Annotated in this window: 27 protein-coding genes; 16 read left to right on the top strand and 11 right to left on the bottom strand. The window is 71.7% G+C overall.

What is annotated here, in order from left to right; all coding sequences use genetic code 11:
* Positions 1 to 201 precede the first annotated feature (201 nt).
* From ACFVGS_RS07345 to ACFVGS_RS07335, 3 genes are all read right to left on the bottom strand, one after another.
* Entirely contained in the window at positions 202 to 867 is a 666-nt protein-coding gene (locus ACFVGS_RS07345) for a ScbR family autoregulator-binding transcription factor (RefSeq protein WP_384420583.1), read from the bottom strand.
* Between the two features lie 128 nt (positions 868 to 995).
* Positions 996 to 2,273 carry a cytochrome P450 gene (locus ACFVGS_RS07340; protein WP_385691331.1) on the bottom strand — a complete coding sequence of 426 codons (1,278 nt, stop codon included), beginning with the start codon at positions 2,271 to 2,273 and terminating at the stop codon, positions 996 to 998.
* Positions 2,274 to 2,379: 106 nt separating this feature from the next.
* Positions 2,380 to 3,066 carry a ScbR family autoregulator-binding transcription factor gene (locus tag ACFVGS_RS07335; RefSeq protein ID WP_384420578.1) on the bottom strand — a complete coding sequence of 229 codons (687 nt, stop codon included), beginning with the start codon at positions 3,064 to 3,066 and terminating at the stop codon, positions 2,380 to 2,382.
* A gap of 270 nt (positions 3,067 to 3,336) precedes the next feature.
* Between ACFVGS_RS07335 and ACFVGS_RS07330 the strand changes: the two genes are divergently transcribed.
* On the top strand, positions 3,337 to 5,172 hold the full coding sequence (locus tag ACFVGS_RS07330) for an acyl-CoA dehydrogenase (protein WP_384420576.1): 1,836 nt from the start codon (positions 3,337 to 3,339) through the stop codon (positions 5,170 to 5,172).
* Between the two features lie 275 nt (positions 5,173 to 5,447).
* Here ACFVGS_RS07330 and ACFVGS_RS07325 read toward each other — a convergent pair whose 3' ends face one another.
* Together ACFVGS_RS07325 and ACFVGS_RS07320 are read right to left on the bottom strand one after the other, a co-directional pair.
* A complete protein-coding gene (locus ACFVGS_RS07325) occupies positions 5,448 to 6,683 on the bottom strand; it encodes an MFS transporter (RefSeq protein WP_385691328.1) in 1,236 nt (411 codons plus the stop codon).
* Positions 6,683 to 8,077, bottom strand: a complete 1,395-nt coding sequence (locus ACFVGS_RS07320; protein WP_385691325.1) for an NAD(P)-binding domain-containing protein — start codon at positions 8,075 to 8,077, stop codon at positions 6,683 to 6,685. The genes ACFVGS_RS07325 and ACFVGS_RS07320 overlap by 1 nt, the downstream gene beginning before the upstream one ends.
* A 138-nt stretch (positions 8,078 to 8,215) precedes the next feature.
* Between ACFVGS_RS07320 and ACFVGS_RS07315 the strand changes: the two genes are divergently transcribed.
* Both ACFVGS_RS07315 and ACFVGS_RS07310 read left to right on the top strand, forming a co-directional pair.
* Positions 8,216 to 8,581, top strand: coding sequence for an ArsR/SmtB family transcription factor (locus ACFVGS_RS07315; protein ID WP_385691322.1), 366 nt, complete (start codon positions 8,216 to 8,218; stop codon positions 8,579 to 8,581).
* 39 nt (positions 8,582 to 8,620) lie between these two features.
* Complete coding sequence (locus tag ACFVGS_RS07310; protein WP_385691319.1) at positions 8,621 to 8,935, top strand: TIGR02391 family protein; 315 nt, start codon at positions 8,621 to 8,623, stop codon at positions 8,933 to 8,935.
* A 62-nt stretch (positions 8,936 to 8,997) separates the two neighbouring features.
* Here ACFVGS_RS07310 and ACFVGS_RS07305 read toward each other — a convergent pair whose 3' ends face one another.
* Together ACFVGS_RS07305 and ACFVGS_RS07300 are read right to left on the bottom strand one after the other, a co-directional pair.
* On the bottom strand, positions 8,998 to 10,203 hold the full coding sequence (locus ACFVGS_RS07305; protein ID WP_385691316.1) for a pyridoxal phosphate-dependent aminotransferase: 1,206 nt from the start codon (positions 10,201 to 10,203) through the stop codon (positions 8,998 to 9,000).
* 15 nt (positions 10,204 to 10,218) lie between these two features.
* Positions 10,219 to 10,392, bottom strand: a complete 174-nt coding sequence (locus tag ACFVGS_RS07300) for a hypothetical protein (protein ID WP_385691315.1) — start codon at positions 10,390 to 10,392, stop codon at positions 10,219 to 10,221.
* A gap of 140 nt (positions 10,393 to 10,532) precedes the next feature.
* Between ACFVGS_RS07300 and ACFVGS_RS07295 the strand changes: the two genes are divergently transcribed.
* Positions 10,533 to 10,913, top strand: a complete 381-nt coding sequence (locus ACFVGS_RS07295) for an ArsR/SmtB family transcription factor (protein ID WP_385691312.1) — start codon at positions 10,533 to 10,535, stop codon at positions 10,911 to 10,913.
* On the opposite strand, the gene ACFVGS_RS07290 is transcribed toward ACFVGS_RS07295, so the two are convergent.
* Positions 10,910 to 11,866, bottom strand: coding sequence for a DMT family transporter (locus ACFVGS_RS07290; RefSeq protein WP_385691310.1), 957 nt, complete (start codon positions 11,864 to 11,866; stop codon positions 10,910 to 10,912). The genes ACFVGS_RS07295 and ACFVGS_RS07290 overlap by 4 nt on opposite strands.
* Before the next feature lie 39 nt (positions 11,867 to 11,905).
* On the opposite strand from ACFVGS_RS07290, the gene ACFVGS_RS07285 reads away from it, so the two are divergent.
* Positions 11,906 to 12,448 carry a MarR family winged helix-turn-helix transcriptional regulator gene (locus tag ACFVGS_RS07285; protein ID WP_385691307.1) on the top strand — a complete coding sequence of 181 codons (543 nt, stop codon included), beginning with the start codon at positions 11,906 to 11,908 and terminating at the stop codon, positions 12,446 to 12,448.
* A gap of 125 nt (positions 12,449 to 12,573) precedes the next feature.
* Here ACFVGS_RS07285 and ACFVGS_RS07280 read toward each other — a convergent pair whose 3' ends face one another.
* A complete protein-coding gene (locus ACFVGS_RS07280) occupies positions 12,574 to 13,635 on the bottom strand; it encodes a permease (RefSeq protein ID WP_384420555.1) in 1,062 nt (353 codons plus the stop codon).
* Positions 13,636 to 13,750: 115 nt separating this feature from the next.
* Here ACFVGS_RS07280 and ACFVGS_RS07275 point away from each other — a divergent pair, with 115 nt between their 5' ends.
* The 3 genes from ACFVGS_RS07275 (at position 13,751) to ACFVGS_RS07265 (ending at position 16,496) form a co-directional block, all read left to right on the top strand.
* Positions 13,751 to 14,104: an ArsR/SmtB family transcription factor gene (locus ACFVGS_RS07275; RefSeq protein ID WP_385691304.1), complete on the top strand. Its 354-nt coding sequence runs from the start codon at positions 13,751 to 13,753 to the stop codon at positions 14,102 to 14,104.
* A 283-nt stretch (positions 14,105 to 14,387) separates the two neighbouring features.
* Complete coding sequence (locus tag ACFVGS_RS07270; protein WP_384420551.1) at positions 14,388 to 14,696, top strand: hypothetical protein; 309 nt, start codon at positions 14,388 to 14,390, stop codon at positions 14,694 to 14,696.
* Between the two features lie 135 nt (positions 14,697 to 14,831).
* Positions 14,832 to 16,496, top strand: a complete 1,665-nt coding sequence (locus tag ACFVGS_RS07265) for a GNAT family N-acetyltransferase (RefSeq protein ID WP_385691302.1) — start codon at positions 14,832 to 14,834, stop codon at positions 16,494 to 16,496.
* A gap of 83 nt (positions 16,497 to 16,579) precedes the next feature.
* Here ACFVGS_RS07265 and ACFVGS_RS07260 read toward each other — a convergent pair whose 3' ends face one another.
* Complete coding sequence (locus tag ACFVGS_RS07260) at positions 16,580 to 17,551, bottom strand: helix-turn-helix transcriptional regulator (protein WP_385691300.1); 972 nt, start codon at positions 17,549 to 17,551, stop codon at positions 16,580 to 16,582.
* A 355-nt stretch (positions 17,552 to 17,906) separates the two neighbouring features.
* On the opposite strand from ACFVGS_RS07260, the gene ACFVGS_RS07255 reads away from it, so the two are divergent.
* The 5 genes from ACFVGS_RS07255 to ACFVGS_RS07235 are packed head-to-tail and all read left to right on the top strand — an operon-like array spanning position 17,907 to position 22,348.
* Positions 17,907 to 18,416, top strand: coding sequence for a hypothetical protein (locus tag ACFVGS_RS07255; RefSeq protein ID WP_385691297.1), 510 nt, complete (start codon positions 17,907 to 17,909; stop codon positions 18,414 to 18,416).
* A gap of 35 nt (positions 18,417 to 18,451) precedes the next feature.
* Positions 18,452 to 19,762, top strand: coding sequence for a 3-phosphoshikimate 1-carboxyvinyltransferase (gene aroA / locus ACFVGS_RS07250; protein ID WP_385691295.1), 1,311 nt, complete (start codon positions 18,452 to 18,454; stop codon positions 19,760 to 19,762).
* Positions 19,759 to 21,294, top strand: a complete 1,536-nt coding sequence (gpmI, locus tag ACFVGS_RS07245; protein ID WP_384420541.1) for a 2,3-bisphosphoglycerate-independent phosphoglycerate mutase — start codon at positions 19,759 to 19,761, stop codon at positions 21,292 to 21,294. The genes aroA and gpmI overlap by 4 nt, the downstream gene beginning before the upstream one ends.
* Positions 21,291 to 21,644, top strand: a complete 354-nt coding sequence (locus tag ACFVGS_RS07240) for a hypothetical protein (RefSeq protein ID WP_384420539.1) — start codon at positions 21,291 to 21,293, stop codon at positions 21,642 to 21,644. The genes gpmI and ACFVGS_RS07240 overlap by 4 nt, the downstream gene beginning before the upstream one ends.
* Positions 21,641 to 22,348, top strand: coding sequence for a hypothetical protein (locus ACFVGS_RS07235; RefSeq protein ID WP_385691292.1), 708 nt, complete (start codon positions 21,641 to 21,643; stop codon positions 22,346 to 22,348). The genes ACFVGS_RS07240 and ACFVGS_RS07235 overlap by 4 nt, the downstream gene beginning before the upstream one ends.
* Before the next feature lie 117 nt (positions 22,349 to 22,465).
* Here ACFVGS_RS07235 and ACFVGS_RS07230 read toward each other — a convergent pair whose 3' ends face one another.
* A complete protein-coding gene (locus ACFVGS_RS07230; RefSeq protein ID WP_384420535.1) occupies positions 22,466 to 22,861 on the bottom strand; it encodes an ArsR/SmtB family transcription factor in 396 nt (131 codons plus the stop codon).
* A 256-nt stretch (positions 22,862 to 23,117) separates the two neighbouring features.
* Between ACFVGS_RS07230 and ACFVGS_RS07225 the strand changes: the two genes are divergently transcribed.
* The 3 genes from ACFVGS_RS07225 (at position 23,118) to ACFVGS_RS07215 (ending at position 26,547) form a co-directional block, all read left to right on the top strand.
* A complete protein-coding gene (locus ACFVGS_RS07225) occupies positions 23,118 to 24,035 on the top strand; it encodes a phosphate ABC transporter substrate-binding protein (protein WP_385691289.1) in 918 nt (305 codons plus the stop codon).
* A 119-nt stretch (positions 24,036 to 24,154) separates the two neighbouring features.
* The gene (pstC, locus tag ACFVGS_RS07220) at positions 24,155 to 25,873 is read left to right on the top strand and encodes a phosphate ABC transporter permease subunit PstC (RefSeq protein WP_385691515.1); all 1,719 of its coding nucleotides are present in this window, start codon (positions 24,155 to 24,157) and stop codon (positions 25,871 to 25,873) included.
* Complete coding sequence (locus tag ACFVGS_RS07215; RefSeq protein ID WP_385691287.1) at positions 25,861 to 26,547, top strand: ATP-binding cassette domain-containing protein; 687 nt, start codon at positions 25,861 to 25,863, stop codon at positions 26,545 to 26,547. The genes pstC and ACFVGS_RS07215 overlap by 13 nt, the downstream gene beginning before the upstream one ends.
* Positions 26,548 to 26,711 lie beyond the last annotated feature (164 nt).

Below are 26,711 nucleotides of genomic sequence, written 5' to 3'. Positions count from 1 at the left end.
CGGGCTGGTCGCCGTACGGCCCGGTGGGCGCCTGGGCGGCGTGCGGATCGTCGTGCCGGGCGGTCGGCGTCGGGCCGGTGTGCGGCTTCGTGTGGTGCTCGGCCACCTGTACGACCTCTTTCCCATGCCCTGAGCGCTTGCTCAGCCGCCCGGGTTCCGACGCTATGCCCGCCCGCCGGGGCGGTCAAGGTCGCGCGGGTCTCACCCGACGGTCTCGCGCCCGGCCGTCTCGCCCGGCGGCGGGCCGGGCGGTTCCGCCTCCGGGTCGCCCGAGGCGACGAAGAGGCCCACCCGGGCGGCGCCGACCACGCGGGGCAGCAGGAAGGTCCAGAACCGGGTGAGCGGGGCCCGCTCCAGCCAGCGCGGGTCCTGATGGCCCAGGGCCTCGTGGCCCGCGGCCACCGCCACGACCGCCGCCGCCACGTCCGGGGCCGTCACGTCGGGCGCGAGCAGCCCGGCGCGCTCGGCCCGCACCACGACGCTCTCGACCCACTCGCGCCACACGCGTCGCAGGTCCCGCGCCGTCCTCGTCCGCTCCGGGCAGGCGCTCAGGGCGAAGCCCGCGCGCAGCACCGGGTCCGACCGCAGCCCCTGGACGAGCTCGTGGCTGGCGTCGATCAGAGACTGCAGCGGCAGCGCCTCACGCTCCCGGGTTATCCGGACGAGCCGGTCGCCGGCCGCGGCGACGACCGCGTCGGCCAGCGCCACCTTGCTGGGGAAGTGGAAGTGCAGGGCTCCGCTGCTGACTCCGGCGCGGGCGCTGATGGTCGCGAGTGACGCGACCTCGAAGCCGTCCCGGTCGAAGAGCGCCGCCGCGGACTCCACAAGGGCGTTGCGGGTCCGAATCGCCCGCTCCTGCTTGGCCAAGGGGCCTCCGTCACTGACCGTGGGGTGACAACGCGCACCGCTCACTCTCTCCCGCACTGTAACAAACCGGATGAGCGGTTTTTCAGTGAACGGGAGGGCTGGAGGCCCCGGGAAGCGGACGGCTCCCCTCAGTCGCGCGCGGCCAGCCGCACCGGCAGTGCTCCGTACCCGTTCAGGAGGAACGTCGGCAGCGGCGCCAACTCTTCGGGCTTACAGGCGAGTTCGAGGTCGGGGAAGCGCTCGAAGAGGGCGGCGAGAGCGACGGTCGCCTCCAGCGTCGCGAGCGGGGCGCCCAGGCAGCGGTGCACGCCGTGCCCGAAGCCGAGGTTGTCGCGGTCGCCGCGCAGCACGTCGAAGCGGGCGGCGTCCGGGCCGTACCGCTGCGGATCGAGGCCGCCCGCCGCGAAGTTGACCAGGATCGGGTCGCCCTGGGCGATCTTCACGCCGTCGAGCTCGATGTCCTCGACGGCGAAGCGCAGCGGCGAGTAGGCGGCGGGACCGTGGATGCGCAGGGTCTCGGCGACCACGTCGTCCCAGGAGGCGCGGCCGGCGCGGACGTGCGCGAGCTGTTCGGGGTGGCCGAGGAGGGCGGCGACGGCGTTGACGACGAGCGCGGCGGTGGTGTCCTGGCCGGCGGCGATCAACAGGAAGAGGGAGCCGAGGAGTTCGTTCTCGGTGAGGGCGTCGTCGCCGTCGCCGTCGCGGGCCGCGATGAGCGAGGAGGTCAGGTCGTCGCCGGGCACCTCGCGGCGGGCGGCGACGAGTTCGCCGAGCAGCCGGAAGGCGCTGCCGCGCGCGGCCTCCATGGTCTCGGCGCTGACACTGGAGCTGAACACGGTGCGCAGGGCGGCGGTGAGTTCGTCACGGGCGCCGCCTTCGGCGACGCCGAAGAGCTCGCAGATGACCTGGAGGGGCAGCGGTTCGGCGTATCCGGTGCGCAGTTCGACCGGTTCGCCGGCGGTCAGTCGCGCGGTGAGACCGTCGAGGAGCGCGGCGGTGAGCTCCTCGATCCGGGGCCGCAGGGCCGCGGTGCGGCGGGCGGTGAACGCCGCGGCGACCAGCCGGCGCAGCCGGGCGTGCTCGGCTCCGTACGAGAAGAGCATGTTCTCGTTGGCGACCCAGGGGTACAGGGGCCACTCGGGCGTGATCCGGCCTTCGACGAAGGCGGGCCAGTGGCGGCGGGCGTCCTTGGAGACGCGCGGGTCGACCAGGAGCCGCTCGACGTGCTCCTGGCGGACGACGGCCCACGCCCGCACACCGCCGGGGAGTTCGACCTGGACGGCCGGGCCCTGCTCCCTGAGCGCGGCGGCCTCGCCGGCGAGGTCGCGTCCGGTCACGTCGAGGGCGTACGGGCAGGACGCCCTGCCCCCGGCGCCTTCTCTGTCGGCGAGGTCCGTGCGGTCCATCAGCGTGTTCTCCGTTTCGGTTCGGACGGCGTCTTGTCGTTCCGCGCGTGCCCCCGCACACGCAACCGAGGAGAGCGTGGTCTCCCCTCCCTCGGACGAGAGGTCGTCAGCCGGACGTCGACGCGACGGCGGCGCCGTCGGCACGGGCGCGCAGCGCCTCCTCGTAGGCCCGCTCCGCGCGGGGCGGTTCGAAGTCCAGGCGGACGAGCACACCGGGTACGGCGATGGCGCTGAGGAGGGTCCGCATGAGGTCGGCGACGCGGTCCACCATGTCCGCGTGCCCGGTCATGATCTTGGACAGCATCTGAACCCCGGTGAAACTGCCGGTGAACAGGGCAGCCGCGGAGGCGATGTCCACGTGCGGCAGCAGTTCGCCGGCCTCCTTGGCGCTGCTGAGGACGCCCACGTTGTGGTCGATCCAGCCGCGCATCGGCACCTGGCGGTCGAGTCCGTCGTGCAGCGAGCCCTGCTCCACGGTGAGGCGGATGCTGCCGCGCACCATCGGGTCGCCGACCCGCAGCAGGTGGGCCAGGACGAGCGCCTCGTCGGTCAGCTGCTGGAGGTAGAGCTCGCGCTGCGGCACCGGCGGCAGTGCGGCGACCTGTCCGGCGAGCACTTCCTGGGCGAGCTCCTCCTTGGAGGCGAAATGGAAGTACAGGGCGCCCTTGGTCACTCCGCACTTCTTCAGGACCTCGGAGATCGTCGCCGCCTCGTAGCCGACCTCGTCGAAGAGTTCGGCGGCCGCGAGCACGATCTTCTGACGTGTGCGAATGGCCCGCTCTTGTTGCGCCACTACATCCTCCGTACCTCGCGGACGGAAAAAACCGCGAGGCTGGTATTCCAACGGCTCACATGGAGTGACGGTCGGCGGCCGGTCCGGACGAACACCCACCGGCAGTAGGGTTGCCCCGTCGAAGACCGTTTTCTTTACACATCCACATTTCGAGAATAAAACCACCCAACCGGTTTGACAAGGCATTGAAACAAAACCGGATGGTCCGTATCTTACCCTTGGGCAGGTCAGACCATCCCTAACGGTCAACTCACTTCGGGGGACGAGCCGATGCTCAAGCACGCGGAGGCACCACTCAGACACGACGCCGCCGACGACAGCGCCGTGGCCGAACTCACCCGCCTCCTCTTCGACGGCGACGACCGCGAGCGTGTCCACGGCGAATGGCGCCGGCTGATCGCCGACGAGGCCTTCGCCCACCGTCCCGGCCTCACCCCCGCCGAGCGCACCGAACTGTCCTACGAGCGGCTGCGACTGGTCAACGACACCGTCGCCGGCACCGCCGCCGAGGCCCTGACCTACGACGCCCGCAGGCTCGCCGCCCTGCACGAGTGGACCGGATTCGTCGACGGCGGGCTGTGCACGCTCGCCAGCATCCACTACAACCTCTTCCTCGGCAGCCTGCTCGACCACGACGGCTACCGCCGCGACCTCACGGCGTACACCACGATGGAGCGCACCGGCACCTTCCTGTGCACCGAACTCGCCCACGGCAACGACGTCGCCGCGCTCGAGACGGTCGCCGTCCTCGACCGCGAGACCGGCGGGTTCGTGCTGCACACCCCGACCCCCGGGGCCCGGAAGTTCATGCCCAACACCAGCCTCGCCGGCGGGCCGAAGACCGCCGTCGTCGCGGCACGCCTCCTCGTCGACGGCGAGGACCAGGGCGTCTACCTCTTCCTCACCCCGCTCAGCGACGCCGAAGGACATCTGCCCGGCATACGGGTGCAGCGGCTCCCCGACCGCACCGGCACCCCGGTCGACCACTGCCTCACCTCCTTCGAGCACGTACGGCTGCCCCGCGAGGCCATGCTGGAGGCCGCGCACGGCCGGCTCGACAAGGACGGCAGGCTCACCAGCAACCTCGGCAACCGGCGCAAGCGGTTCCTGCGCTCGGTCGGCCGGGTCACCATGGGCAAGCTCTGCATGAGCGGCGGCACCCTCGGCATGGCCCGCGCCGCCCTCGCGATCGCCGTCCGCTACGCCCACCACCGCCAGGTGGCCGCCCCCAAGGCCGGCGAGCGGATACCCCTCACCGCGCACCGCAGCCACCACGGCCGGCTGCTGCGCTCCCTCGCCACCGCCTACGCCATGACCTTCCTGCACCGCTCCGTGCTCGACCGGTGGGCCGCCCACGACCCGACCGACCCGCGGCAGCGCGAGGAGACCGAACGGCTGATCGCCGTCGCCAAGGGCTGGATCACCTGGCAGGCCCGCGACATCACCGTCGAGGCCCGGGAACGCTGCGGCGCCCAGGGCCTCTTCCCCGCGAACGGCATCGCCGACCTGCCGCTCAACGTGGAGGGCGGCATCACCGCCGAGGGCGACAACCTGGTGATCTGGACCAAGGCCGCCTCCGAGCTGGTCTTCGCCCACGAGGCGGGCCCCGCCCGCGCCCCCCGCGGCGAGCTCACCGACCTCGCCTTCCTGCGCGACCTGCACGCCGCCGTCGAGCGCGTCTGGCAGACCCGCGCCCGCGCCGCCCTGCGCGGCGGGCCCTCCGGCGACCCCGTCGGCCGCTGGAACGAGACCTCCGGCGCCGCCCTGGAGATGGTCGCCGCACACGCCCGCACGGCCGCCGCCGACGCCTTCCTCGCCGCGGCCGCCCGCGCCGCCACCCCGCGCGCCCGCTTCCTCCTGGAGCACCTCGCCCGCCTCTTCCTCCTGGACGAACTGCGCCCCCACACCGGCGACCTCCTGGCCGCCGGCCACCTCACCCCCGCCCAGGTCGAGGCGCTCCACACCACGACGGAACACACGGTCGCGACCCTGGCGCCCCACCTGATGCCGCTGGCCGACGCCTTCGACCTCCCGCCCGAGTACCTCGCGGCGACGCCGATCGCGAACGCGGACTACCTGGACCGCTTCGAGACGCCGCGGACCTGACCACCCGGAACAACCCGACACCTGCCCGCCCCACCCGCTACACTGGCCCCGCGCCTTCGTGGGCCTTGCGGAAAATTACGAAACCGCAGGTCAGAGGCTCGCCGCGACAAGGCCCCGGAACGCCTTTCCTTGTTTCTGGGAACGCGAGCAAAGACTTCGCAGGTCAGCATGAATTCGCCGGATAACTGACCACTGAGCTGTCCACCTCATTGCAGCGCCGCTCTTTCAAAAGGGAGCGGCGCTGTGGCCTATGCGGGGCAATGGCGTCCGTCGATTCATACGGCCTGCGGAGTACCCAGGGGGCGCCCCGCGAACGAAGCCAGAAGCGAAGCCGCCACGGCGACGACCGACAAGGCTGCGAAGAGCGCGGCGTAGCCGCCGAGTAGCGGGGCCAGGGCTGCCCCAGCCCAAGGGGCGAGAGCCGAGGCGGTCATGGCGGGGGCACTGAGGATTCCCGAGAGGCGGCCGTAGTGGCGGGTGCCCCAGCGGTCGGTGACGGCCGTTGCCTGGAGCAGTGTGAGGTTTCCCCGCACCATGCCGGCGGCGACGGATACGCCGATCAGCAGACCGTAGGGGCCGGGTGTGAGAGCCAGGACGGCGGTGGTCAGACCGCCAAGGGCGATGAGGATGACCGTGCGGGTGGTCGTGCCGGTGTGGCGGGCGACTGTGGCGTAAAGGGTGCGGCCGAGGGTCTGGCCGGCGCCACCGAGGCCGAGGGCCCAGGCGGCCTGGCTGGCGGTGTAGCCGCGTTCGAGCAGGAGGGGGACCAGTGTGATCACGACGGCATACATGGCGAACGCCGAAAGAGTGAAAGCCGTGGTGAGCAGCAGGAAGGGGCGGCTGCGGACGACGGCCCGGGGCGTTTCATTCGCATGGGCGAGTGCGGGTGGGGCCGGGGGCCACGGGGCGCGCAGGGCGAGGGCGTGGGCCGGGATCGTGACGGTCGCGAGGATCGCGGCGAGTACGAGGTAGGTGGCCCGCCAGGTCAGGTGGTCGGCGAGGGCGGCGGTGAGGGGGGCGAAGACGGTGGAGGCGAGGCCGCCGGCGAGGGTGACGACGGTGAGGGCGCGGACGTGGTCGGGGGCCCACCAGCGGGTGACGGCGGCGAAGGCCGGCTGGTAGAAGGTCGTGGCCATGGCGAACCCCGCCATGAGCCAGCCGCAGAAGAACACCGGCAGGTTGGGGGCCAGGGCGAGCGCGGCCAGGCTCAGGGTGCCGATGGCGGAGCCCGTGGTCATGACCGTGCGGGGTCCGCGGTGGTCGATGATCCTGCCGACGCGGATTCCCGCGATGCCGGAGACCACCAGGGCGAGCGAGAACGCCGCCGTCGTGACACCGGCCGACCAGCCGGTGTCGGCGGTGATACGGGGGTTCAGGACGGGGAAGGCGTAGTAGACGATTCCCCAACTGGTGATCTGGGTGCCGCACAGTGCGGGCAGGACGGCGCGGGGCCGCGACCGGTTCTGCGAGCCGGTCACGGCTCCGCGCGCTGGGGTGTCGAGGCCGGTCACTAGCCGCAGCAGCCGCCCGTGGACTGCTCGTTGACGACCGGCAGGGCGGCGGCCGGTGCGCCGAGCTGGACGAGCTGCGGGGCGGGGGCGCAGCAGCCGCCGGAGTCGTCGGACCGGGCCTCGGGGTCGTCGAAGAGGCCCGAGCCGCCGCAGACCCCGGTCTCGGGGAGGGTGAGTTCGACGCGGTCGGCGGCGTCGAGGTCGCCGGCGATGGCGGCGGCGACGGAGCGGACCTGCTCGTAGCCGGTCATGGCCAGGAACGTGGGCGCGCGGCCGTAGGACTTCATGCCGACGAGGTAGACGCCCTCCTCGGGGTGGGCGAGCTCGCGGTGGCCGTGCGGGTAGACGGTGCCGCAGGAGTGCTGGTTGGGGTCGATGAGCGGGGCGAGGGCGACCGGGGCCTGCAGCCGCTCGTCCAGGCCGAGGCGGAGCTCGTCGAGGAAGGTCAGGTCGGGACGGAGGCCGGTGAGGGCGATGACCTCGTCGACCGGTTCGAGGCGGCGGCCGTCCTCCGCGACGAGCACCAGCCGGTCCCCGTCGCGCTCGAATTCCTGTGTACGGAACCCGGTGACCGCGTCGGCGTGGCCCTCGTCGACCGCGGCCTTCGCGGCGAGGCCGAGCGCACCGCGGGCGGGGAGCTGGTCGGCGCTGCCGCCGCCGAAGGTGGAGCCGGAGATGCCGCGGCGCAGGATCCAGGTGGAGTGTGTACCAGTGCCGTCCTCGGACTTCGCCAGGTCGGCGAGGGAGGCCAAGGCCGTGAAGGCGGAGGCGCCGGAGCCGATGACGGCGGTGCGCCTGCCCGCGTAACGGGCCCGTACGGCAGGGTCGTTCAGATCTGGCACGCGGTACGAGACACGGTCGGCCGCCGCGCGCTCCCCGAGGGCCGGGAGGCCGTCGCCGCCTGCCGGACTCGGGACGGCCCACGTACCGGACGCGTCGACGACGGCACGGGCGAGGATGCGCTCCTCCCGCCCGTCGGCGTAGGTGACGTGGACGGTGAAGGGCTGGTTCTCGCGGTCGGCGTCGACGATCCGGTCGCGGCCGGCGCGCGAGACGCCGGTGACCTTGGCGCCGAATCGCACCTTGTCGCCGAGGACGTCGGCGAGCGGCTGGAGGTACCGCTCCGCCCAGTCACCACCCGTCGGGTACGTCTTCGCGTCGGGCTTCACCCAGCCGGTGGGGGCGAGGAGCTTCTCGGCCGCCGGGTCGGTGAGCTCGCTCCAGGTGGAGAAGAGCCGCACGTGCGCCCACTCGCGCACCGCCGCCCCTGCGGTGGGGCCGGCCTCCAGCACCAGTGGTTCGATGTCGCGCTCGACGAGGTGGGCGGCGGCAGCCAGGCCGACGGGGCCCGCACCGATGACCACGACGGGCAGCTCGCTGGTGGACGCGTTCACGATGCGACTCCTCGCTGTTTCGACGTTTGTCGATGTCGTTGGGTTCAAGAGTCCCACCTGATTCGACGGACGTCAACATAGGCGCCTATCTATGTCGCGGGTCTATGAGTTTTGTTCGATGAGTGTCAACATAGACGTATGTCGAACACCAAGGTCCTGCCGCTGCTGGAGCCCGAGGCCGCCCCCTGCTGCCCGCCGCTCACCGAGCGGCCGCTGACCGCGGAGGAGGCCGAGCGGACCGCGATGATGTTCAAGGCGCTCGGCGATCCCGTCCGTCTCCGGCTCTTCTCGGCCGTGGCGTCGCACGAGGGCGGCGAGGCGTGCGTGTGCGACATCTCCGACGTCGGCGTCTCGCAGCCGACCGTCTCCCATCACCTGAAGAAGCTGAAGGAGGCCGGGCTCCTCTCGTCCGAGCGGCGCGGGACCTGGGTTTTCTACCGTGTCGAGCCCAGTGTGCTCGCAGCCATGGGCCGGCTTCTCGGCCCGGCAACCACTGACGCTTGATTCCGGCCCGGCCGTCAGTGGCGGCCGGATGATGCCGTCATGGGTATCGACGCCGAGTGGGCACGGGCCGGCGCCGAGGGCGGTGAGACGGCGCTCTTCGTGAACGTCTTCTCCAAGGACGACCCCAAGCCCGGCCAGCCTCGCCTCCGACTGATGACGAACGACGGCAGCGACACCTTCCGCAGCGTGCATCGGGGAGCGGCCACCTTCGCCGAGGGCTGCTTCGCCGGCATCCGCAATCCCAACAGCCACGAGGACGGGCTCCCCGAGCTTCCGGAGCACGAGGCACTGGAGCAGCTGGCCGCCTTCAGCGTTCTCGCACGGTGGGTGGACGGAGCCACGGTCGCCCGGTGAACGACAAGGGGTGCCGGCCGCGTCGGCCGACACCCTTCTTCACCTCTTCGCTCCTTCGCCCGTCAGGACAGGTCGGATACGAAATCCGCGAGGCGCTCCAGCGCCTCCTCCAGCTGCTCCGGAGGCACCGTGTACGAGATGCGGACGTGGTCCGGAGCGGCGAAGTCGGCGCCCGGGACGACCGCCACATTGGCTTCCGCCAGCAGGAGTTCGGCGAAGTCGGCTGCGGAGCCGATGGTGCGGCCGCCGTGCATCGTTCCGTACAGGCCGGAGACGTCGGCGAGCAGGAAGAAGGCCCCCTCGGGGTCGCCGTCGACGCGCAGGCCGGGGATCTCGTCCAGGGCCTTGATGGTGGCGAGCCGCCGCGCGTCGAGTTCGGAGCGGCGACGCTCCAGTTCTGCGCCCAGATCGGCGGTGAGGGCGCCGACCGCCGCCCGCTGCGACACCGAGGACGGTGCGGACGCCGTGTGGCTCTGCAAGGCCGTGACAGCGGAGGCCAGTTCGGCAGGGGCGGCGAGCCAGCCGATGCGCCAGCCGGTCATGGCGAAGGTCTTCGAGACGCCGCCGATGGTGACGGTACGGGCGGCCAGCTCGGGACCGAGCGAGGCGACGGAGGCGAACCTCGCGTCGCCGAACACCCAGTGGTCGCAGATCTCGTCGCTGACGACGACGAGGTCGTGTTCCGCGGCGGCCTCGGCCAGGGCGGCCAGCTCGAAGCGGCTGTAGACGACACCGGAAGGGTTGGCCGGGCTGTTCAGGAGCAGGACCTTGGTGCGCTCGGTGACGGCGGCGCGAACCTGCTCTGGCGTGACCTTGAGCCCCGCTTCGGGAGCGGGGTTTACGGGCACGAGGGTGCCGCCGGCCAGGGCGATGAGGTGGGGGTAGCTGACCCAGTACGGGGCCGGGACGAGCACCTCGTCGCCCGGTTCGAGCAGGGCCGTGAACGCGTAGTGGAGAGCCTGCTTGGCGCCCGCCGTGACGACGACGTTCTCCGCCTCGTACGCCGTGCCGTGTCGGTTCAGGTGGGCGGCGACGGCCGAGCGCAGAGCCGGGATGCCGGCCGCCGGGGTGTAGCGGGTGAAGTCCTCCGCGATGGCCTCGGCCGCGGCGCGGGCGGCGGGTTCGACGGTCGGGAACGCCGGCTCGCCGCTGGTCAGGTTGATGACGGCGACGCCCGCGGCGACGAGGGCCTTGGCATGGGCGTCGAGCGCGGCGGTGGCCGAGGGCGGGACCGCGGCGGCGCGTGTGGCGGGGCGGAGCGGGCTCACGGGGTTCCTCTCGGATCAGATGTGGGGGGCGTAGAAGGTCAGCGCCAGCTCCCGGCTGCGGCGGCCGGCCGTCGCGCGGTCCACCCGATCCGTGACCTCCGCGCAGCCGTCGCAGAACCGGACGTCGGCCGTCTGCGCGGATCGCAGGAGGCCGAGGAGCCGGCGGAAGGAGGTACGGAGAGATGACATGGCTCGCCTCAATTCATAGACGGCTATCGATGACTTGAGCATGTCACAACTCATAGATGAGCGTCAATGAGTGGGTGCGGGAGTTCCGGAGGGCGGTCGCCCCTGGACGAGACAGGCGGGGATCGGCCACATTGGGCCGCATGATCGAGCCCGCCATCGAGCCCACGACCGCACAGGCGCCTTCGCCCGGATCCCGCTGCTCCACGCCCATGACGCCGGGTCAGGCCGAAGAGCTGTCCCTCATGTTCAAGGCACTGGCGGATCCGGTGCGGCTGCGGATCGCCAGCATCGTGGCCTGCTGCCCGGCCGGCGAGGTCTGCATGGGCGAGATCGCGGCCGAGTTCGACCTGACCGGCCCCACCATCAGCCACCACCTGCGCAAGCTGCGCGAGGCAGGCATCCTCGCCTCCGAGCGGCGCGCCAACGAGGTTTACTACTTCGCCCGACCTGAGCGCATCGAGCGCCTCATCGGCCCGCTCACCGGGATGCAGACCGCGGCCTGCCCACCCGCGCTCGCCTAGGTCGCCTTGCGCCCCTGAACCTCCGAGGCACTGCCCACAGAGGGCGCTCGCGCTGGACACTCGTCGGCCGCAGGACGAGGAAGGGTCCGCCGACTGCCGCGCCCGCCCTCGCGCGCAGGCCGGCCGAGGACGACTCCGGTCAGGACCAGGGCCAGCCCCCACAGTTGCCGAGCCGTCAGCACCTCTCCGGCAACGACCGTGCCGAGCAGGACGCCGGTGACGGGGTTGAGCAGTCCGATCAGCCCCACCGTCCCCGCGGGCAGGTGCCGCAGCCCGGCGAACCAGGCGGCGAAGGCCAGCGCGGTGGCGATCAGGGTGACGTAGCCGAACGCGAGGAGCGCCGGCGTGGAGAGCACGGGCGGAGGGCCTTCCACGACCGCAGCGGCCGGGAGCAGGAACAGCCCTCCGGCGGTGAGCTGCCAGGCGGTCGAGGCGAGCACGTCGACTTCGCCACTCCACCGCTTGGCCAGGATGTACCCGAAGGACGACACCAGCATGGCGGCGACCGAGGCAAGGACTCCTGGCGCGCTCACCCCTCCGGCGCCCCCGAGCAGCATGAGACAGACCCCGCCGAGGCCGATCACCCCGCCGGTCAGGTGCGCGAAGTGGGGCCGCTCGGACGCCACGGTCCAGGCGATGAGCATCATGGCCAGCGGAGACATCGCCATCACGGTCGAGGCGACGCTCGTCGGCAGCAGTTGGGAGGCGACGTAGACGAGCACGAAGAACACGCTCACGTTGAGCAGCCCGAGCACTGCGGACCGCCACCACCACGCCCCGCGCGGCAGCCGCCTGCACCAGGCCAGAAGCAGGAGGCCGGCGGGCAGCGCCCGCAGGGCGGCGCCGTACAGCGGGCGGTCCGCCGGCAGGAACTCGCGCGTGACGAAGTAGTTGGTGCCCCAGGCCACCGGCGCGACGGCAGTCAGGGCCACCCAGCGCAAATTACCTTCCACGGAAGACAATATAGCTTCCCAGGAAGCTAATATGACCTCATGGAAGTTGGTGAACCGCTCGACCGCGTCGCCCGTATCCAGGCCGACTGGCGCCGCGAACGACCCGACGTCGACATCACCCCGCAGGGCGTGATCGGCCGACTGCACCGCCTGGCCGACCGGCTCACGGAGGAGCTCTGCCTCGTCTACGGCCGCTACGGCCTCAGCGAGGGAGAGTTCGACGTCCTGTGCGCCCTGCGCCGCGCCGGTGAACCCTACGAACGGGCACCCGGCGAGCTGGCCGCGCACACCATGGTCACCACGGGCGCGATGACGAAGAGGATCGATCGCCTGGAGCGGGCCGGGCTCGTCACCCGCCGCCGTTCCGACGACGACCAGCGTGGTCGCATCGTCGCCCTCACCACGCCTGGACGCGAGCTGATCGACCAGGCGTTCACCGACCACATGCACAACGAACGCCGCCTGCTGGATCTGCTGGTGCCCGGCGATGCAGAGGCGCTCGAAGGGCTGCTCACGACCTGGCTCTCCCGCATGGAGCATCCGCGGCCTTCCGACGGTCCTTCCGGCAGTCCCGGCGAATGACACGGGGTACGCGGGGCAGCCCCTGACCCCGCACACGGCTGCGGCCCGCTCCCGGGATCGGGAGCGGGCCGTTGCCGTCCAGCCAGTTGCGCACCCACCGGTGCTGCGGCGTCAGCCGCCGAAGGTCAGAGCCACAGCGGAGCGACGTAGCCGAGGACGACCGCGCCGGTGAAGAGGATGCCGACGACCAGGGCGACCACGCGCCAGCGGGCGATGAGGAGCATGCCGCTGATGGCGCCGATGCTGGTGCCCGCGCCGGTCATGAGGAAGGCGAGGGCCGGGCCGGGGCCCATGCCGCCCTGCATCAGGGTGGCGACGAGCGGGAGCGAGCCGTCCGAGTTGAGGTAGACCGGGATGCCGATGAGGGCGGCGAGCGGGACGGCGAAGACGTTGCCGTCCCCCAGGAACTCGGTCAGGTAGCGCGTCGGGATCGAGTTGATGAGCAGGAATCCGAGGGTCGCGAAGCCCAGGAAGTAGATGGCGAGCCGCTTGGCGTTGACAGCGAGCTCCTTGCCGAACTCGTCCAGCTTCAGGCGCTCGACCACGCCGGCCGGGGCGGGCGCCGGTGCCGGCTTCACCGGGGCCACCGGGCGGGTGAGCAGCGCCGTACGGGCCAGGCCGCCGCCACCGGCGGAGACGCCACCACCCGCCGGGACACCGCCGGAGCCCTCTGCCTCGCCGTCACCGCTGCAGCAGCTCTCGGACGCCTTCTCCTCGGCCTGGTTCGCGGTGAGGCGCGCCTGGCCCTCCAGCCAGCCGGTCTTCTCGACGAGCCAGGTGATGAGGCCCGCGAAGAGGCCGACCACCATGGCGGCGACGAAGAAGGTGGTGGCGAAGCTGAAGCCGAAGAGGCCGGTCGAGTACACGTACTCCTCGGGGCTGGTCAGCGGCGAGGCCACCATGAAGGTGACCACCGGGGCCCACGGCACGCTGGACGCCAGCGCGCCCAGGACGACAGCGGTCGTACCGCAGGAGCAGAAGGGCGTGAGGGTTGCGAGGACGATCGCCCCGAGCACGGCGATCACCGTCTTGCGGCGCATCCAGGACGAGAGCCGGTCGGCTCCGATGTAGACCGGGATGGCCGAGGCCAGGACCACGCTGATCAGCAGGTACGGCCAGTTGGCGGAGAGGGAGTGGCCGACGTCCTGGGCGGTGCGCCACAAGACGTCGAGGACGGTGTCGAACACGGAGGGCTCCAGCAACTCATAGACGGCTGTCGATGGGTCAGACTCTGCCGGAACCCATAGATGACTGTCAATGAGTTCTGGGAACAATTCATAGATGACCATCGTTGGATGAGGTATGCCTACGCCGATCTCGGAGCTGTGCTGCTCCCCCGTGCTCGCCGGCCCCCTCACGCCCGAGGCGGCCGATGACCTCGCGACCGCCCTGAAGGTGGTTGCGGACGCCACCCGCCTGCGCCTCCTCGGACTGATCCGCAGCCAGCCGACCGGGGAGGCCTGCACCTGCGACCTGACCGAGCCGCTGGGCCTGACCCAGCCGACCGTCACCCACCACCTCAAGGTGCTGTACGAGGCCGGGTTCCTCGAGCGCGAGAAGCGCGGCCGGCAGACCTACTACCGGATCGCGCCGGAGAGCCTGAGCGTGCTCTGCCAGGCGCTGGACCCGGCGCCCCGGCTCGTCTCGGCGAGGTGATCAGCTGAGGAGCCGGCAGCCGGGCAGCCGGGCGGTCGGGCAGCAACACCCCATCCCCAAGGGCCGGTTCACCCGCACTTCGTGCGCGGGCAACCGGCCCTTCGGCATCTTCAGGCAGGTGGATGCCGGGAGCATTTCCTGCCACCGGTGATCTCTTCCACACCCTGGGTGACCTCGGACAGACTCCTGATCACCGAGAGGGCGACAAGCCCCCGGGACCACCGGAAACGGCCACCGAGGCCGCCGGTCGAACAAAAGCCACTGCCATCGCCTGGGGAGAGCCATGTCTGTTTCGCGTACCTCGATGCGTCTTGCCGCCGCCGCGCTCGTCACCGTGATCGGACTCGGCACCGCCTCCGCCCTGGGCGCCGACAGCCTGCCGGCCCTCGCCGGAGCCGGCTGGGACACGGTCCCCACCACGCCCGCCGACTCCACGGACGGCGCCGGCTGGGACACGGCCCCCGTCACGCTCGCCGCCGACGGCGACGGCGCCGGCTGGGACGTGGCCCCCCTGACGACCGACGGCGGCGATGGCGCCGGCTGGGACTCTGCCCCGACCGACCCCTCCACCGACGGCGCCGGCTGGGACTGAACTGCCGACGGGCTGAACGACCGGCCGCCTGAACGACCGACCGACTGACCCTCCCCTCGCCCTCCGCCCGGGCAACACACCTCACACTCCCGCGCCCACCCCGCGCGCACTGCTGATCCCCGAGGAGAACCCGCCATGACCACCGCCTGCTGCAGCAGCGAGACCGCCGAGGAGCCCGTCGCGGTCCTCCCGGTCGCCGAGACCACCTCCACCGACTGCTGCTCGGCCGCCGAGCCGGTCAAGGAGGCCGTCGAGGAGCCGGCCTCCTCCTGCTGCGGCACGCAGACCGAGGAGCCCGCGCCCGTCGAGGCGTCCGGCTGCTGCGGCTCCCAGGAGCCCGAGGTCAAGGAGCCCGAACCGGCAGCCGCGACCGGCTGCTGCGGGCCCTCGGAGCCCGAACCGGCAGCCGCGACCGGCTGCTGCGGGCCCGCAGAGCCCGAGCCGGTCGTCGCGTCCGGCTGCTGCGGCCCGCAGCAGGCCGAGCAGGTCGAGCAGGCCGACCCCGCCCAGGTGCGCACCGGTCTCTCCCTCGATGACGCGATCGCGGCGCTCGGCGGCGGCATCCCGCAGGCCACCGACCCCGCCCCGTACGTGCAGACGGACTGGCTCAAGGCGACCGAGGAGAGCCTGAAGGGCGCCAAGCCCTGGCACACCGTCGCCGACCGCGGCGAGGGCGACATCGCCTTCCTCCCCGGGTACGTCTTCGACGTCGACCCGATCGTGGACGCCGACCCCCGTACGTTCCTGGGCTGGCAGCCGAAGGACGGCACCGCGGCCTGCTGCTCGGCCACCACCTCGTGCTGCGAGTCCGCCACCGAGGTCGTCGAAGCACTCGGCACCGACGCGTTCTTCCCGTCGCTGCTGCTCGGCTCGCCGCTCGGCTACCGCTCCGAGGCGACCGCGTCCGTCGAGGACCCGCTGCTCGTCGCCGACCTGATCGACCGCATCGTGCCCGCCGCCGTCGACGCCGGCATCCGCTCGATCACCGCGCCGTGGCTGCACGAGAGCGCGTACAGCGAGGTCCTCGCCCTCGCGCTCCAGGCCTACGGCGGTGACATCGCCTTCCACGGCGAGAACAACGTGCTCGACCTCCAGCACGAAAGCTACGACGCCCACCTCGCCTCGCTGCCCTCCCGCAAGCGGCGCCGGGTCAAGCAGGACCAGGACCGGGCCGCCGAGTCCGGCACCCTCATCGAGCGCAAGGACCGCGAGGAGCTGCGCCCGCTGATCGGCCGGATCTCCGAGCTCGTGTCCCAGAACCGGCAGAAGTACGAGGGCGGCGAGGACGAGGCGCACATCGGCGCCCTGCTCACCGCTCTGGTCGAGGGCGGCGCCGACGTCCGCGCGTACGTCGCCCGTAAGGACGACGTCGTGGTAGCTGCCTCGGTGATGGTCAGGCAGGGCAAGCGGCTGTTCGCGAAGTGGGCCGGCTTCGACTACGAGGCGCTGGGCGAGCGCAGCGGCGTCTACTTCGAGCTGGGGCTCGACCGCCCGCTGCGCGACGCGTACGCCGAGGGCGTCACGGTGATCGAGGCCGGTCCCGGAGCGGACGACGCCAAGCGGCTGCGCGGCTTCCGTCCGCGTCCCATCCGCTCCGTCGTCCTGGTCACGGACACCGCCCTGCGCCCGAAGGTCGCCGAGCTGCACGCCGCCTACGGCCAGGCCCGCCGCGAGGCGCTCGGCGCGACCGCCGAGCAGGAGCCGGCCACCGCGATCGGCCGCCTGAAGGCGAAGCTGCTGGGCAACACCGCGTACGAGCCGATCAAGCCCCTGCAGCCCGAGGGCGGCTGCTGCGGCTGAGCGAGCCCCATCTCCACCGCGGCATGAAGACGGCCGGTCCGATGCGCCTCGCGCGCCGGACCGGCCGTCTTCATGCGCGGGCGTCAGTCCGTCCAGCCGGCCTTTGCGGCGAGGACACCGGCCTCGAAACGGCTGCGTGCGCCCAGGCGGGCCATGAGCTCGGACATGATCCTGCGCTCCGTGCGCAGTCCGATGCCCAGCTTCTTCGCCGCGATCTCGTCGGTGGCGCCCTGGGTGAGCTGGCGCAGGAGTTCACGCTCCTGCGCGGTCAGGCCTACGTCGTCCCGGTCGCGGACACTGCCGAGCGGCGCCGCACACTCCCAGACCTGGTCGAACAGGGCCGTCAGCGCGGTCATCAGACCGGGGCCGGTCAGCTGCACCGCACCCTTCTTGGTGTTGTCCGGGTCGATGGGCAGCAGGGCGACCTCGCGGTCGAAGAGAACCATCCGCAGCGGAAGCGCGGGGACGGTGCGCACCTCGCCGCCGTTGTCGTGCAGCCAGTGCGCGTACTCGACGGTGGGGTTGTCGTTGCGGACGCTGTCCAGGTAGACGGTCAGCAGGCGCACACCGCGCCCCATCAGGTCCGCGTCCAGCGGCCGGCTCGCCTCCAGGCTCGCCGCGGACTGGGCGCCGCCTGGCATGAAGGACAGGCACTCGCTGGTGCTGCGGTGGGCCAGCTCCTCCAGACGCGCCTGGATGGCGTCGATGCCCTGGAGGTATTCGACGCCGTGCCGCTCGCCGGTGCGCAGTTCGGAGTACTCGTCGAGCAGCTTGCTGATGGCTGCCTGTGACTCGGCGAACTGCTGCTGCTGGGCGAGCAGTTCGGCCTGCTGACGCTGGAGCAGGAGCTGGAAGCCCAGGTTGGGGCTGACCGCGCGCAGGCCGCCGGGGGCCTGGAGGGAGCGCCGCAGCAGGTTGAGCTCGGCAAGCCGGTCGAGACACTCGCGTACGTCCGACTCGCACCGGGACATGTGGGCCGCGATCTCGTCGACGCCCCAGTCCTGATGGGTGAGCATCAGGCGGTAGACCGCCTCGGCGTCCGCGTCCAGCCCCAAACTCGCCAGCACAGCGACCCCCCGGTTCTGTGTCTCAAAAGCCGAGACAGGCCCGGCAGTCCATTGGCGAGCGCCGATCTTTGCAGGTCAGAGATCCGGCGACAAGCCTTTCTCACACCGCGGTCAGGCTGGATGCCGCTGCCTCGGCCCTCCGTCACCCGGCCGGAAATTGGCCCTTCCAGGCAGGTGGTTGCCGGACGCGGTTCATGCCAGCGGATATCCCTTCCACCCTTCGCGCCCGCTCAGCACACTGGTGATCACAAGGGTTCGGAAGGCCGACGCAACGGATTCCGCACCTTGCCCATGGCCCTTTTTCTCAAGGGAAATCCATCCACCCATCACACGGAGGACAGCCATGTCCGCTGCGCGGAATTTGCTGCGCCTGGCCAACAGGGCGGCCGCGGTCGCCCTGGGCTTCTCGCCCGCCGGCGGGCACGGCTGCGGCCCCAAGTGCCGTCACACCGAGCTGTACAGCGCGGTCACCCGGGCCGAGGCTGACCAGCACGTGTGGTCCGTACCAGGGCTCGCCGCCCGGCCGGGAGGACCCGTGCTCATGGCCACCGCCACGCTCGTCGCGACCGACGCCGCCACGCACCGGAGGCTGGAGGCGGCGGCGGTCACGGACATCGTGTGGGCATCCGCAAAGCCCAGCGACGATCTTGAGCATGTACACGCTCAATCGACTCCGGGCCGAATCGAGCTGACCTTCTTCCACCGCACTCGCAACCCTGCCGAGGCAATTTCCGCCGCATGGGAAATCTGCCTGCGCGTACTGAATTCCAGCCCGTCCCTGAGCCATTGGCGCATCATCGCCACCCCCCAGCTTCCCGACGCCCTCCCCGGCTCGGGCCCCGTTCCCGCGTGACCCAGATCACACATCCCCGCGAGGAGACCCGCCCCATGAGCGGCATCAACGACCCCCGCCTCAAGGCCGAAGAGCTCACCGTCGAGACGCTGGCCGGCATCGACCACGACGTGAAGGTGCTCGGCTCGAAGAGCTACACCAACCGGCAGATCGCCGTCGCCGCCCTCGCCGCCCTGTCCGGCAAGGAGGGCGTGATCGACGGTGCGCTGATCTCCGACGACACCGTCTACTTCACCCGGGCCGTCGAGTCCTTCGGACACGTCAGTGCCGAGATCGACCACGAGGCCGCCCGCATCACGTTCACCCCGACCGGCAAGCCGATGACGGCCCCACAGGAGGAGATCTTCGTGGGCGGCGCCGGCACGCCGCTGCGCTTCCTCATCTCCATGGCGGGCCTGGCCGAGGGCACCACGACGATCAACGGCAACGCCCGCATGCAGGAGCGCCCGTTCGGCGACCTGCTGGCCGCGCTGCCCGGCCTGGGCGTCGAGGCGGTCGCCGTGCGCGGCAACGGCTCTCCGCCGATCCGCGTCACCGGCGGCAACTTCGTGGGCGGGAAGACGAAGATCTCCGGCGCCGTCTCCAGCCAGTACACCTCCTCGCTCCTCATCAGCTCCGTGCTGGCGAAGCAGGACACCGAGATCGAGATCGTCGACGAGCTGGTGTCCAAGCCGTACGTCGAGATGACCCTCGCCACCCTCGCCGAGCACGGCATCACCGTCGAGCGCGACGGCTACCGCTGGTTCAAGGTGCCCGCCGGTCAGACCTTCAAGGGCGGCCACGCGATCGTCGAGCCGGACGCCTCCGGCCTGTCGTACTTCATCGCCGCCGCCGCGATCCTCGGCGGCCGGGTCACCATCCCCGGCATCGGCTCCACCTCCCACCAGGGCGACGTCGGCCTGGTCGAGGTCCTGGGTCGCATGGGCGCCCACACCGAGGTCACCGAGGACTCGATCACGGTCAAGGGCGGCGCATTGCGGGGCATCGAGGTCGACATGGACGCCATGCCGGACGTCGTCCCGTCGCTCGCCGCCGTCGCCGCGTTCGCCGAGGGACCGACCCACATCACCAACATCGCCAGCCTCCGGGTGAAGGAGTGCGACCGCATCGCGGCCGTCACCACCGAGCTGCGCAAGATGGGCGTCACGGTCGACGAGTACGACGACGCCATGACCGTCCACGGCGGCACGCCGCACGCCGCGGTCATCGACACCTACGACGACCACCGCATCGCCATGACCTTCGCGGTGATGGGCCTGCGCACCCCGGGCGTCGTCATCAAGGACCCCGGCTGCGTCGCCAAGTCCTTCCCGGCCTTCTGGCAGACCCTGGACACCCTGCGATGAGCGTGCCCTCCACCGCCGGCACCCCCGGCATCCTGCTGGTCCTCGACGGGTGGGGCCATGCCGAGCCCGGGCCCGGAAACGCCCTGGCCGTCGCCGACACCCCCGTCCTCGACGGCATCCGCACCAAGTACCCGGCCACCCTCGTCGAGGCGTCCGGCGAACACGTCGGCCTGCTGCCCGGCACGGTCGGCAACTCCGAGATCGGCCACATGGTCATCGGCGCCGGCCGCCCCCTGGACTACGACAGCGTCCTCGTCCAGCGGCAGATCGACAGCGGCGGCCTCCGGGACAACCCGCGCCTGACCGAGGCACTCGACGCCCTCGCGGCCGGCGGTGGTGCCCTGCACCTGATCGGGCTCGCCTCCGACGGGCAGATCCACGCCCACGTCGACCACCTCCACGAGCTGCTCTCCATCGCCGCCGCCCGCGGCGTCGAGCAGGTCTGGGTGCACGCCGTCACCGACGGCCGTGACGTGGCCGACCGGACGGCCGGCCACTACCTGCGCCGGGTCGAGGAGTTCTTCGCCGCGACCGGCGTCGGCCGCCTGGCAACGGTCTCCGGCCGCGGCTACGCGCTCGACAAGAGCGGCGACCTGGAGCTGACCGCCAAGGTCACCCTGGCCGTCGCCGACGGGCGCGGAGCCCTGGCCCGCGACTACGGCCAGGTCCTGGCGGGCGCAGGCGACGGCGACGTCTGGGTCACCCCGACCGTCCTCACCGACGCCGCCGGCGAACCGCTCGCGACCGTACGGGACGGCGACGCGGTCCTGTTCACCAACTTCCGCAGCGACCGCATCCAGCAGCTCGCCGACGACCTGGTGAAGCACCTCGCCGAGAGCGAGGTGCGGATCCTCTCCCTCACTCAGTACGACACCGCGGCGGAGATCCCCGCCCTGGTGGGCCGCGCGGACGCCTCCGGCGGACTCGCGGATCAGCTGGAGGCACACGGGCTGAGGTCCGTACGCGTGGCCGAGCAGGAGAAGTTCGAGCACGTCACCTACTACCTGAACGGGCGCGACGAGCGACGCCGGGCGGTCGAGGAGCACGTGCGGATCACCGCTGACGAGGCGCCCGACTACACCGCCCGCCCCGAGATGAACCTCGACCAGGTCGCCGACGCGGTGATCAAGGCCGCCGGACGGGACGACGTCGCCCTGGTGGTGGCCAACCTGGCCAACATCGACGTCGTCGGCCACACCGGTGACCACGACGCCACCGTGAAGGCCGCCGAGTACACCGACGGTCAGGTGGACCGGATCCTCACCGCCGCCGCGGCCACCGGCCGCTGGGTCGTGCTCGTCGGTGACCACGGCAACGCCGAGCGGATGTCCAAGCCCGGCCCGGACGGCACCCCGCTCGCGTACGGCGGCCACACCACCAACCCGGTGCCGGCCGTGGTCGTCCCCGCACCCCGGCAGGTCCTCCCCGAGAACCTCCGCGACGGCGGCAGCCTCGCGGACATCGCCCCCACCGTGCTCTCTCTCCTCGGCCGCCCGAGCGGCCCCGCCATGACCGGACGGAGCTTGCTGTGACCCTCGCCCCCTCCCTCCTGGAGACCACCACGCCGGGCGGCGCGCTCTTCGCCGGCGCCTTCACCGCCGGAGCCACACTGCACCACGTGGATGCCGGACCGGCCCTGGCGGCCGAGATCCGCACCAGCTCTGACGGCTCCGCCCACGTGCTCACCGTCACCAACCTCACGGCCGAGCCGCAGGAGGTGCTCCCCGAGTCCCTGCTGCCGCACGGCGACGGACCGCTGCTGTTCCTCGGCGGCGCCTCCACCACCACCGAACGGGACGGCCGGCTCGTCGCCCGCCTCCTCCCGCACGGCTTCGTCCAGCTCGGACGGGCCTTCATCCCCTCCCAGGAGCAGACCGCATGACCATCGCCACAGGCCCGCGCCCGCGCGTGGCGCTGATCGGGGACCACGGCAAGTCCCCGGCCCACGCCCGCCTCGACCGCTTCCGCGCCGAACTCGACGTGGACACCGAGTGGGTGCCCACCGAGACGATCACGGGCCCGGAGTCGCTCGACGGCTTCCACGGCATCTGGGTCGTCCCCGGCTCCCCGTACGACAACAAGGACGGCGTCCTGGCCGCCGTCCGCCACGCCCGCGAGAACGGCATCCCGTACCTGGGCACCTGCGGCGGCTTCCAGCACGCGCTGATCGAGTACGCCCGTACGGTCGTCGGTCTCACGGACGCGGACGACGTCCAGTACGACCCCGAGGCGCCCACGCCGCTGATCGTGCCGCTCACCTGCTGCCTCGCGGGCGAGCAGGCGCCGCTGCTGCTGACCGCCGGCAGCCGGCTGGCGTCGGTGTACGACGGTGCCGAGCGCACCACGGAGACGTACCACTGCAAGTACGGCCTGAACTCCGCCTTCGTCGAGCGGCTCACCGATGCGGGCGTGCTGTTCAGCGGCTGGGACACCGAAGGCGCCCCACGGGCCGCCGAGGTCCCCGGTCACCCGTTCTTCATCGGCACGCTCTTCCAGCCGGAGCTGGTCTCCGGCCCTGGTGACATCCACCCGCTGATCACTGCTTTTGCGGCGCACGTGATCGCGAACGCGGCCGTCGCCGTCTGACGCCCCGCGGCCCTCGCGGCCCCCGCAGTCGCCGCGTCCCAGCGGTCCCCGCGATCAGGTTTCCCGCCTCAGCCCGGGTCTGTCATGCCTCACGCATGGCCGGCCCGGGCTTTCGCGTCATTCGGCGTCCCGGGACTCCGCCTCGCCCCAGATGAGCGCGTCGAGCACCGCACGCCGCTCGGGCGTGACCGAGTACCAGACCCATGTACCGCGCTTCCTGCGGATCACGAGACCGGCGTCCAGAAGGATCTTCATGTGGTAGCTGATCGTGGGCTGCGCCAGTTCCAGAAGGGGCGTCAGATCGCAGACGCATGCCTCGCCTTCGGGAGCAGCGAGCAGCACGCTGAGGATCTGCAGGCGGGTCGGATCGGCTATGCCCTTCAGGTTCCGGGCGAGGGCCTCGGCCCGTTCCCGGGGCAGTGGATCCACTTCCAGGGGCGGCCCACAGGTCGGATCCTCGTCGAAGAAGGGCAGCAGCCCCGAGGGACGGTCGGTCACCTGTTTGACGGGCATGCGATCACCCTACGTCCGCCCGACGGACCATCAGACGGCCCCTTTCAGCCTGTTCACCGATTGTTTCCCTGGCATTCAGCCGGAACAGGGGTGGCTCTCGGAACGGCGCCCGCGCGGCAGGTGGGTGCCGCGCGCGGTTGCTGCCACCCGGAACCCCTTCACCGGCGCTCCGCCCCTGAGGAGACTCGTGATCGTCAGGCGATTCATCCGCCCTTCACCTTCACTCCACCCTCCGTCCACCAGCAAAGGCACACCCATGTCTGTCACCTCCCAGCCCCGTCAGGCGTCTTCCCCTCTCACCGGAAAGCGGAAGCAGGGCGCTTTCGCCGCTTCCGCCGCGGCGCTGCTCCTCGGCACCCTGCTGACGGGCTGCGCCGGCGCCGCCAAGGCCGACTCGGCCACCCTGCAGGCCAGCGGGTCGACCACCGTCGCCCCGGTCGCCTCGGACGCCGCCGAGGCCCTCAAGTCCAAGGGCCTGAACATCACGGTGGCCACCCAGGGCGGTTCGGCCGGCGGCATCTCCCAGCTCGGCACGGGCCAGATCGGGATCGCGCTGAGCTCGAAGCCCGTGTCCGACAAGGACAAGCAGGCCTACCCGAAGACGAACTTCGTCCCGACGCAGATCGGCGCGGACGCGGTCGGCGTCATCATCACCAAGAAGGTCGCCGACGCCGGGGTCAAGAGCCTCACCAAGGAGCAGGTGAAGGGCCTGTTCGAGGGCACGATCACCAACTGGAAGCAGGTCGGCGGCCCGGACCTCCAGGTCTTCGTCTACGACAAGGAGCCCGGCCGCGGCACCCGCGAGGTCCTCGACAAGTTCCTCTACGGCAAGGGCGAGGCGCCGGCGCCGCCGAAGTCCGCCAACTACGCCGTGGTCGGCGGCAACCTGGAGACCCGCAACAAGCTGAAGTCCACCCCGGGCTCCATCGCCCCGCTGTCGACCGGCTTCATCGAGGGCCACGACGACCTGGTGGCCGTGTCCCTGGAAGGCGTGGCGCCCACCAACGAGAACGTGGCGTCCGGCAAGTACCCGATGACCCGCCCGCTGTACATGATCACCAACGGTCAGCCGCAGGGCGCCGCCAAGCAGTACATCGACTACATCCTCTCGGCCGAGGGCCAGAAGCTGCTGCCCAAGCACGGCTACCTGACCCGTCAGCAGATGGGGCTCTGACCGTGAGTCTCACTCTGGAGCGCCGCGCTGCGGTGCCCGGATCCACCGAGGCGCTGCCGCCCGCCGAGGGCGGCCGCCCCGGGCGGGCACGATGGGTCTGGGGCTGGGTGTACACCGGGATGTTCTCGGTGGTACTCGCCCTGGCGGTGTTGGTCGGCTACCTCGCGACCGGCATCGCGAGCGGTGACGTCGACTGGCTCGCGCTCGTCGGCAACCCGACGTGGAGCCCGACGACCGGCGAGTTCGGCGCCCTGGCCATGATCTACGGCTCGGCCGTCGTGTGCGTCCTCGCGCTGGCCCTGGCCGTTCCGGTCGGCTGGTCGGCGGCGATCGCGCTGTCGGAGTACCTGCCGCCGCGGCTGGCCCGGCCCCTGCGGCTGAGCGTCGAGCTCCTCGCCGCGGTCCCCTCCATCGTCTACGGCCTCATCGGCATCATGGTCATCCGGCCGTTCGTCTCGGCCCTGGGTGACGTCCCGGGCGGCGACAGTCTGCTCGCCGCGGGCATCGTCCTCGCCGTGATGATCATGCCGACGATCGTCGCGGTGAGCGTGGACGCGCTGTCCGCCGTTCCCGGCCGCTACCGGGAAGCCGCCTACTCCCTCGGCCTGACCCGGCGCGAGGTCGTACGGTCGGCCGTGCTGCCCCAGGCCCGCTCGGGCATGCGGGCCGGTGTCCTGCTCGGTCTGGCCCGGGCGCTGGGCGAGGCCATCGCGGTCTTCATGGTCATCGGTCGCGCGGACGGACGCCTTCCGGAGTCGTTCGGGGACGTCTTCTCCTTCCTGGTGCGCCCGGGCCAGACCCTGACCACCAAGCTGGCCGGCCCCGAGCCGATGCTCGCGGGCACCTCCGGCCCCTACTTCGCCGCTCTGTGCGGTCTGGGCATCATCCTGCTCGTTCTGGTGGCCGCGGCGACGGTGTGGGGCACGTGGAAGCCCTCGGGCCGGTCCGCACGTCGTGGCTCGCGTGCCCTGCGGGGCTCCGTCTGGCTGCGCGCCGAGCGGGACCGACTCACGACGGTCCTGCGGCTGGGAGCCCTGCTGCTGCCTGGAACCCTCCTCATCGGGATGCTCGCCATCCTCGTGACCCGCGGTGGCTCCGCGCTCAACCCTGCCTTCTGGTTCACCTCGTCCACCGGTGCGGCCGGCGGCGGTGTCGGCGAACAGATCCTCGGCACGCTCCTGTTGCTCGCCACGACGGCCCTGATCGCGCTGCCGCTCGGCTACGGCGCGGGCGTGCTGATCGGCGCCCACGCGTCCCCGAAGGCGGCGCGCGTCCTGGAGACGCTGACGGTGGCCGTGGGCGGGACGCCGACGATCCTCCTCGGCCTGGCCGGGTACGTGCTGTTCTGCACGGCGATGGGCTGGGGCCGGTCCTGGCTCGCCGGGGCGATCGTCCTGGTGCCCGTGGTCGTACCGGTCGTCGCCCTGACCACCGCGGGCCGTATCCGCGGCATGCCGGCCGAACTCACCGAGAGCGCCCTGGCCCTCGGCCTGACCCGTACGCAGTACATCCGGTCCGTGGTCATCCCCTACACGTGGCCCGCCACCCTCACGGGCCTGCTGCTCGGCCTGGCCCGTGCGGCGGGCGAGACGGCTCCCCTGATCTTCACCGCCACGGTGTTCTTCGGGGCCCCCGCCCTGCCGGGCGGGATCGTCGACTCGCCGGTGCAGGCGCTGCCGACGCACATCTTCACCCTGTCCCAGGACTCTGGTGCCCCGGAGGCGATCACCCAGGCGTGGGGCAGCGCCCTGGTCCTGGTCCTGATCACCGCGGTACTTCTCAGCCTGGCGGTGGTCCTGCGCAACCGCTTCGAAGGAGCACGACGATGGACAACGTGATAGCCGTCCGCGACCTGCGGGTCCTCGACGGCAAGAAGACGCTGGTGGGGCCCGTCACCTTCGAGCTGCCCGCCGGCTCGACCACCGGCCTGTGCGGCCCGTCCGGCGCGGGCAAGTCCACGGTGCTGCGCGCCCTGGTCGACCTGCTGCCGCACGGCCTCACCCGCGACGGCGAGGTGGAGGTGCTGGGCCGGTCCATCCGCTACGGCAAGGGCGACTCCGGCCTGAGGAGCACGGTCGTCCTCGTGCCGCAGACCCCGGTCGTCTTCGGCGGAAGCATCCTGGACAACGCCCTCTTCGGCCTGAGGCACCTGGTGCGCGCGCCCCGGACGGAGCTGCGCGACCGTGTGGAACAGGCACTTCGGGAGGCCGGGTTGTGGAACGAGGTCCAGGGCCGGCTCGACGCCCCGGCCCAGGCGCTCTCCACCGGGCAGCGCCAGCGTCTGTGCCTGGCCCGCGCCCTGGCCCTGGAGCCGGCTGCCCTGCTGCTCGACGAACCCACGAGTGCCCTGGACGAGCGGAGCCGGGACACCGTCGAGGAGTCGGTGGCCGCGCTGCGCGGAAACCGCACGGTCCTGCTCGTCTCGCACGACCCCGGCCAGGTGGCGCGGCTCTGCGACCGAACGGTGCGTCTGGAGCTGCCGGAGACGGCGGCGCTTTCGCCGGCCGGGTGAGCAGCCGTCTCGCAGCCTTGTGAGCGCCCTTCGAGCAGGGGAACCGGGCCCGGTGCGGCGGGGGGAAAGCACCAAGGAACCGGGCCGGGGGGTGTTCGGCCGAAGCCCCCCGCAACGAGCTACGGTTAGCCCGCCGGGTGGGCGTGCCGGGGGGCGGCGCGGGT

Source organism: Streptomyces sp. NPDC127114, from assembly GCF_042677525.1.
Lineage (GTDB): Bacteria > Actinomycetota > Actinomycetes > Streptomycetales > Streptomycetaceae > Streptomyces.
Note: the sequence above shows the minus strand (reverse complement) of the source record. Positions and strands in the feature narration are given on the sequence as shown.

What these genes read in the sequence shown, in the direction of transcription:
- ACFVGS_RS07225 (WP_385691289.1), top strand. Translation starts at nt 23,118, where the DNA reads ATGTCTGTCACCTCCCAGCCCCGTCAGGCGTCTTCCCCTCTCACCGGA.
- ACFVGS_RS07265 (WP_385691302.1), top strand. Translation starts at nt 14,832, where the DNA reads ATGACCACCGCCTGCTGCAGCAGCGAGACCGCCGAGGAGCCCGTCGCG.
- ACFVGS_RS07310 (WP_385691319.1), top strand. Translation starts at nt 8,621, where the DNA reads ATGGGTATCGACGCCGAGTGGGCACGGGCCGGCGCCGAGGGCGGTGAG.
- ACFVGS_RS07300 (WP_385691315.1), bottom strand. Translation starts at nt 10,392, where the DNA reads ATGTCATCTCTCCGTACCTCCTTCCGCCGGCTCCTCGGCCTCCTGCGA.
- ACFVGS_RS07255 (WP_385691297.1), top strand. Translation starts at nt 17,907, where the DNA reads ATGTCCGCTGCGCGGAATTTGCTGCGCCTGGCCAACAGGGCGGCCGCG.
- pstC (WP_385691515.1), top strand. Translation starts at nt 24,155, where the DNA reads ATGTTCTCGGTGGTACTCGCCCTGGCGGTGTTGGTCGGCTACCTCGCG.
- ACFVGS_RS07340 (WP_385691331.1), bottom strand. Translation starts at nt 2,273, where the DNA reads ATGGACCGCACGGACCTCGCCGACAGAGAAGGCGCCGGGGGCAGGGCG.
- ACFVGS_RS07215 (WP_385691287.1), top strand. Translation starts at nt 25,861, where the DNA reads ATGGACAACGTGATAGCCGTCCGCGACCTGCGGGTCCTCGACGGCAAG.
- ACFVGS_RS07330 (WP_384420576.1), top strand. Translation starts at nt 3,337, where the DNA reads ATGCTCAAGCACGCGGAGGCACCACTCAGACACGACGCCGCCGACGAC.
- ACFVGS_RS07270 (WP_384420551.1), top strand. Translation starts at nt 14,388, where the DNA reads ATGTCTGTTTCGCGTACCTCGATGCGTCTTGCCGCCGCCGCGCTCGTC.
- ACFVGS_RS07235 (WP_385691292.1), top strand. Translation starts at nt 21,641, where the DNA reads ATGACCATCGCCACAGGCCCGCGCCCGCGCGTGGCGCTGATCGGGGAC.
- ACFVGS_RS07230 (WP_384420535.1), bottom strand. Translation starts at nt 22,861, where the DNA reads ATGCCCGTCAAACAGGTGACCGACCGTCCCTCGGGGCTGCTGCCCTTC.
- ACFVGS_RS07275 (WP_385691304.1), top strand. Translation starts at nt 13,751, where the DNA reads ATGCCTACGCCGATCTCGGAGCTGTGCTGCTCCCCCGTGCTCGCCGGC.
- ACFVGS_RS07295 (WP_385691312.1), top strand. Translation starts at nt 10,533, where the DNA reads ATGATCGAGCCCGCCATCGAGCCCACGACCGCACAGGCGCCTTCGCCC.
- ACFVGS_RS07315 (WP_385691322.1), top strand. Translation starts at nt 8,216, where the DNA reads ATGTCGAACACCAAGGTCCTGCCGCTGCTGGAGCCCGAGGCCGCCCCC.
- aroA (WP_385691295.1), top strand. Translation starts at nt 18,452, where the DNA reads ATGAGCGGCATCAACGACCCCCGCCTCAAGGCCGAAGAGCTCACCGTC.
- ACFVGS_RS07285 (WP_385691307.1), top strand. Translation starts at nt 11,906, where the DNA reads ATGGAAGTTGGTGAACCGCTCGACCGCGTCGCCCGTATCCAGGCCGAC.
- gpmI (WP_384420541.1), top strand. Translation starts at nt 19,759, where the DNA reads ATGAGCGTGCCCTCCACCGCCGGCACCCCCGGCATCCTGCTGGTCCTC.